Origin of the sequence: Methylophaga sp. UBA1464 (assembly GCF_002325665.1) — a bacterium.
Classification (GTDB): Bacteria; Pseudomonadota; Gammaproteobacteria; order Nitrosococcales; family Methylophagaceae; genus Methylophaga.
Genome location: NZ_DCSO01000092.1, coordinates 1 through 5,346 on the forward strand (window position 1 = coordinate 1; position 5,346 = coordinate 5,346).

A 5,346-nucleotide genomic window follows, 5' to 3' on the forward strand; every position below is an offset into this window, starting at 1 on the left:
CAGGGTGCGGGGAATCGGCGTGGCGGTAAGCGTTAATACATCGATCTGGGCACGGTATTTTTTCAGTTGTTCTTTCTGGGTGACGCCAAAACGGTGTTCTTCATCGAGCACAAACAAACCCAGCCGCTTTGGATCGATATCCTGCTGCAATAGTTTATGTGTACCAATCACGATATCAGCCGTCCCTTCAGTGATCGCCGATTTGACATCATCCAATTGTTTCTTGCTACGGAAGCGTGACAAAACTTCAACCCGGATCGGCCAATCAGCAAAGCGATCTTTGAAGTTTTCATAATGTTGCTGAGCAAGCAGGGTAGTCGGCACCAACACCAATACCTGTTTGCCAGATTGAACAGCCAGGAATGCCGCACGCATGGCGACTTCAGTTTTACCGAAACCAACGTCACCACACACCAAACGATCCATAGGCGTTTCCGATTGCATATCGGCAATCACGGCATCAATCGCATCCTGTTGATCCGGCGTGGTTTCAAACGGGAAGGCGGCCGAGAAAGCTTCATATTGTTCATCTGGCGACTGCATTGGCGGTTTTTTATTGGCCGCACGTTTGGCATAGATATCCAGTAATTCTGCCGCCACATCACGTACTTTTTCGGCAGCACGACGACGCGCTTTTTCCCATTGGGTGGTGCCAAGTTGGTGTAATGGAGCCAGTTCCGGGGCAGAGCCGGAGTAACGGCTGATTAAATCCAGCGAAGCCACCGGCACATACAATTTGTCACCTTTGGCATATTCGAGTGTTACGTATTCGGTCGCTACATCGCCGACATCAAGTGTCTGCAACCCCAGATATCTGCCTACACCATGATCTTCATGGACTACCGCATCACCAATCGTGAGTTCGGCAAGGTTACGAATAATGGCATCGGAATCCCGCTTTTTACGGCTGCGACGACGGCGTTGCATAACCTGTTGGCCAAACAGCTGGGTTTCAGCAACAACCGCAATATTTTCAATCTGTAGCAGCAAGCCCTGTTCGAGCGGTGCCACGGTAATACACAGCGGCGCGCTATCATTAATAAACGCATCCCAGTTGTCGACAACTTTCGGCTGCAGCTGGTTTTTACGCAGCAGATCCAGCAGCGTTTCACGGCGGCCAGCGGATTCGGCGGCGATTAAAATTCGCCCAGCGAATTTATCAATAAATTGATGCAGCGCTTCGCAAGGACGATCTTGTTTGGAGTTGAGCGGTAAAGATGGCGGTATTACCGTGGCATAGTTGCTATTACCGGCTGAGCCATCTAATTCAAAATTCTGACATTGCAGCCGTTGCCATTGCTTGAACTGACTGAATAACTCTTCAACAGGCACAAACACATTGATCGGCGGTAATAAGGGTCTTTCCGGATCAACACTATGCTGGCGGTAACGGATTTGGATTTCCTGCCAGAACTGTTCTGCGGCATGGAAGGTATCATTGAGCTGCACTAACAGTGTGTTATCGGGCAGGTAATCGGTGAGTCGGGCGGTTTGCTCGAAAAACAACGGCAAATAAAACTCGATACCGCCCGGCATATTACCGGCACTGACTTCGCGATAAATCAGACTGCGTTGCGGGTCGCCATCAAAAAACTGCCGGAACTGTTTACGGAATAAAGCAATGCTGTCGTCATTCACCGGAAATTCGCGTGCCGGTAATAACTGGATCTGATCAATATTATCGATAGATCGCTGGGTTTCCGGATCAAAAGTACGCAGGGTGTCGATCTCGTCATCAAACAAATCAATACGATAAGGCTGACGACTACCCATTGGAAATAAATCTATAATCGCACCGCGAACCGCAAACTCACCGTGTTCGATAACCTGCGCCACATTACGATACCCGGATTTTTCCAGTTTGAGGCGCCATTGTTCGATATCAAACTGATCGCCGATTTTCAGCTCAAGATGATTGCCATCGAGAAACGATCGGGGCGCAATGCGTTGCATCAGGGTAGCAATCGGGACCAGTAAAATGCCATGATTAAAATCGGGTAAATGATGCAATGTCTGCAGTCGTTCGGAAACAATATCCTGATGTGGCGAAAAACTGTCATAAGGCAGCGTTTCCCAATCCGGAAAATGCAATATTGGTAATTCGGCATTACCCAGATAAAAGCGGATTTCCAATTCCAGGCGATGAGCACTCGCCACATCATCAGTCACCACCAATAATGGGCCGTCATGTTGCTGAGCTGCTTTTGCTAACAATAATCCCTGTGCACTACCGTATAATTGTCCGGCACGAAGTTGATCTTTGGCTGATACAGGCAAGACAGGCTGAAGCAGGTTGGCTGGCAAAAGTGATACCTTGATAGTTAAATGAGAAAGCGCATTATTTTCCCATACTTGACCAAGTACAGCATCCAGCATTTTCAAACAAGATAATGTCCTTACAAACAATAAGTGTTAATGCTATAGTCAAAATTTTGCAACGAAGCGGAGATGGAACATGGTGAAACGGACGGAAAATGTTGTGTTATTAAAAGTAATTGGCACTGCTGAGTTATTAGCTGCCCTGGCCATGTTTTATTTTTATCACGAAAATGTTCCAGCAATAATCGGTGGATTAATTTTGTTAGGCTTGTCTGCTAACAGTTTTTATCAGGCCCATAAATGTTATCAGCGCCAATATTCTCCACGAAAAGACGATAATTCTTAATTACGAAATTTAATGAGTCAGGCTGAAAACCCCACTATAGAATCCCATTTCGATCCGGTCAGTTTTGTAAAATCACTTACCAGCCGGCCTGGTGTCTATCGCATGATCGATGCGGAAGGTACCGTTATTTATGTCGGTAAAGCCAAAAACCTCAAAAAACGTGTAGGCAGTTATTTTCGCAGCAGTGGTTTAACCAGCAAAACACAGGTGATGGTTGCGCAGATCGCGGCGATTGAGACCACCGTTACCCATACTGAAAACGAAGCCCTGATACTGGAAAACAACCTGATCAAGGAGCTGATGCCACGTTACAACGTGTTATTGCGTGATGATAAATCCTACCCATACTTATTGATTTCTGGTGATGACTTTCCACGATTAAGTGTGCATCGCGGTGCCAAGCGTAAAAAAGGCAAATATTTCGGACCTTACCCCAGTGCCGGTGCCGTGCGTGAAAGTCTGAATCTGCTGCAGAAACTGTTTCCGGTGCGTCAGTGTGAAGACAGTTATTATCAAAACCGCAGCCGGCCTTGTCTGCAATATCAAATCAAACGTTGCACGGCACCCTGTGTGGGGCTGATTTCTGAGAGTGATTACCAAAAAGATGTGCAGCACACCATCATGTTCCTGGAAGGAAAAAACCAGCAGGTTATGGATGAGCTGAGTAACCAGATGGATGTCGCTTCGCAGAATCTGCAGTTTGAACAAGCGGCTTCTATCCGCGACAAGATCATCAGCCTGCGACGAGTTCAAGAACGACAATATGTCAGCTCCATGCAAGGCGATTCTGATGTGCTGGCCGCGATTGTGCGTGATGGTCTTGCCGTGGTGGAAGTCAGCTTTGTTCGTGGGGGCAGAAACTTGGGCAGTAAATCCTATTTCCCCAAAGGTTCATCGGATCTGACCGAGTCAGAATTGCTAACCGCGTTTATCCCACAGTATTACTTAGGTAAAGATGTACCTGCCGAAATTCTGCTCAGCCATGAAGTGGAAGATGCTCAACTGTTACAAGATGTATTGCAGACTGAATCCGGACATAAAGTCATCCTGCGAAAACCGCAACGTGGACATGCAACCCGATGGCTACAAATGGCCATGACCAATGCCGAGATTAGTCTGACGCAGCGAATTAGCAGTCGTTCCAATCTGATGCAGCGTTTTGAAATGCTGCAGGATGCGTTGGCTCTCGATGAATTGCCTAAACGCATTGAATGTTTTGATATCAGTCATACCCGTGGTGAGCGCACAGTCGCTTCCTGCGTGGTGTTTGGTCTGGAAGGCGCGATTAAAAGTGACTACCGTAAATTCAATATTGAAGGCATTACGGGGGGCGACGATTATGCGGCAATGAATCAAGCCTTAAGCCGACGCTTTACCCGTTTGAATAACGGGGAAGGCAAACGTCCGGATTTATTATTGATTGATGGGGGCAAAGGCCAAATCAAAGAAGCTCAGGAAGTACTGGCTGAATTAAATTTAAGCGATTTACCAATTTTGGGTATCGCCAAAGGCCCGGCTCGTAAACCCGGCGAAGAAACATTATTTCTGGTTGGTCGTGCAGGCGAAGTTACTTTATCTGCCGATTCACCGGCATTACATTTATTACAGCAAGTGCGAGATGAGGCACATCGTTTTGCCATCACAGGGCATCGGCAACGTCGTGCCAAAGCACGAAAAACTTCCTCATTAGAAGATATTGCAGGGCTGGGACCAAAGCGTCGACAAAAAATATTGCAGCAATTTGGTGGTCTTCAAGAGGTTAAACGTGCCGGAGTGGAAGACCTGCAAAGAGTGGAAGGCATCAGCGCCGCTCTGGCTCAGAAAATATATGACCTGTTCCATCCGGACAATTAAATGCTGCATAGTGCTAACATAGGTATTATCTGTAGTTTTTAACGACATTAATATGCTGAATTTACCAAATCTGCTCAGTCTGCTCAGGGTCTTACTGATACCTGTTCTAGTCATACTGTATTTTGTTCCTAATCCAAGTGCGACCGTTTGGGCAACCGTGGTGTTTGTGCTGGCGGGCATTACCGATTGGCTTGATGGTTATCTGGCCCGGCGCATGAATCTCACGTCACCTTTCGGCGCCTTTATCGATCCGGTAGCCGATAAGTTAATCGTTGTGGTCGCGTTATTGTTGATTCTTTATAAGTCACCGGTCTGGTTTATCTTGCTGCCAGTGATTGTCATTGTATTTCGTGAAATCACCATTTCCGCATTACGTGAATGGATGGCTGAAATCGGTGCCCGTCATGTGGTTCAGGTTTCCTCGATCGGCAAGTGGAAAACGACCTTTCAAATGATTGCCATTGGCTGTCTGATATTCTATAAACCGCTGTTTGGATTACCGGTTTTTGAGATTGGCGTGGGCCTCTTATACATAGCCGCTTTACTCACATTGACCTCAATGATCAGTTACTTGAAAGCAGCCTTGCCAGTGTTGGTAGATAAGGGTTGACAGAAAATATTAAGTGCCTATAATGCACGTCTTCCTAAGCGGGAATAGCTCAGTGGTAGAGCACAACCTTGCCAAGGTTGGGGTCGCGAGTTCGAATCTCGTTTCCCGCTCCAAGAATAAAAAAAGCCGCGGTCAGTCCAAGTCACTACTGCGGCTTTTTAGTTTTGGATAGCTTAAGATGAAGTACCCTGGCTGGGTGGCAGAGTGGTCATGCAGC

At 47.0% G+C, this 5,346-nt stretch carries 4 protein-coding genes and 1 tRNA gene; 4 read left to right on the forward strand and 1 reads right to left on the reverse strand.

From position 1 onward, the window contains the following. Positions 1-2,376, reverse strand: a 2,376-nt coding sequence (locus B3O33_RS12500) for a transcription-repair coupling factor (RefSeq protein WP_292363744.1), incomplete at its 3' end; no start/stop codon positions are given. Between the two features lie 79 nt (positions 2,377-2,455). Here B3O33_RS12500 and B3O33_RS12505 point away from each other — a divergent pair. The 4 genes from B3O33_RS12505 to B3O33_RS12520 all read left to right on the forward strand — a co-directional run bounded on the left by B3O33_RS12505 (position 2,456) and on the right by B3O33_RS12520 (position 5,242). Then, positions 2,456-2,665, forward strand: a complete 210-nt coding sequence (locus B3O33_RS12505; protein WP_069295918.1) for a hypothetical protein — start codon at positions 2,456-2,458, stop codon at positions 2,663-2,665. 12 nt (positions 2,666-2,677) lie between these two features. Continuing rightward, positions 2,678-4,519, forward strand: coding sequence for an excinuclease ABC subunit UvrC (gene uvrC, locus B3O33_RS12510; RefSeq protein ID WP_292363742.1), 1,842 nt, complete (start codon positions 2,678-2,680; stop codon positions 4,517-4,519). A gap of 52 nt (positions 4,520-4,571) precedes the next feature. Further along, a complete protein-coding gene (gene pgsA / locus B3O33_RS12515) occupies positions 4,572-5,129 on the forward strand; it encodes a CDP-diacylglycerol--glycerol-3-phosphate 3-phosphatidyltransferase (RefSeq protein WP_292362572.1) in 558 nt (185 codons plus the stop codon). Between the two features lie 38 nt (positions 5,130-5,167). Continuing rightward, positions 5,168-5,242, forward strand: a tRNA-Gly gene (locus B3O33_RS12520). Positions 5,243-5,346 lie beyond the last annotated feature (104 nt).

What these genes read in the sequence shown, in the direction of transcription:
- uvrC (WP_292363742.1), top strand. Translation starts at nt 2,678, where the DNA reads ATGAGTCAGGCTGAAAACCCCACTATAGAATCCCATTTCGATCCGGTC.
- B3O33_RS12505 (WP_069295918.1), top strand. Translation starts at nt 2,456, where the DNA reads ATGGTGAAACGGACGGAAAATGTTGTGTTATTAAAAGTAATTGGCACT.
- pgsA (WP_292362572.1), top strand. Translation starts at nt 4,572, where the DNA reads ATGCTGAATTTACCAAATCTGCTCAGTCTGCTCAGGGTCTTACTGATA.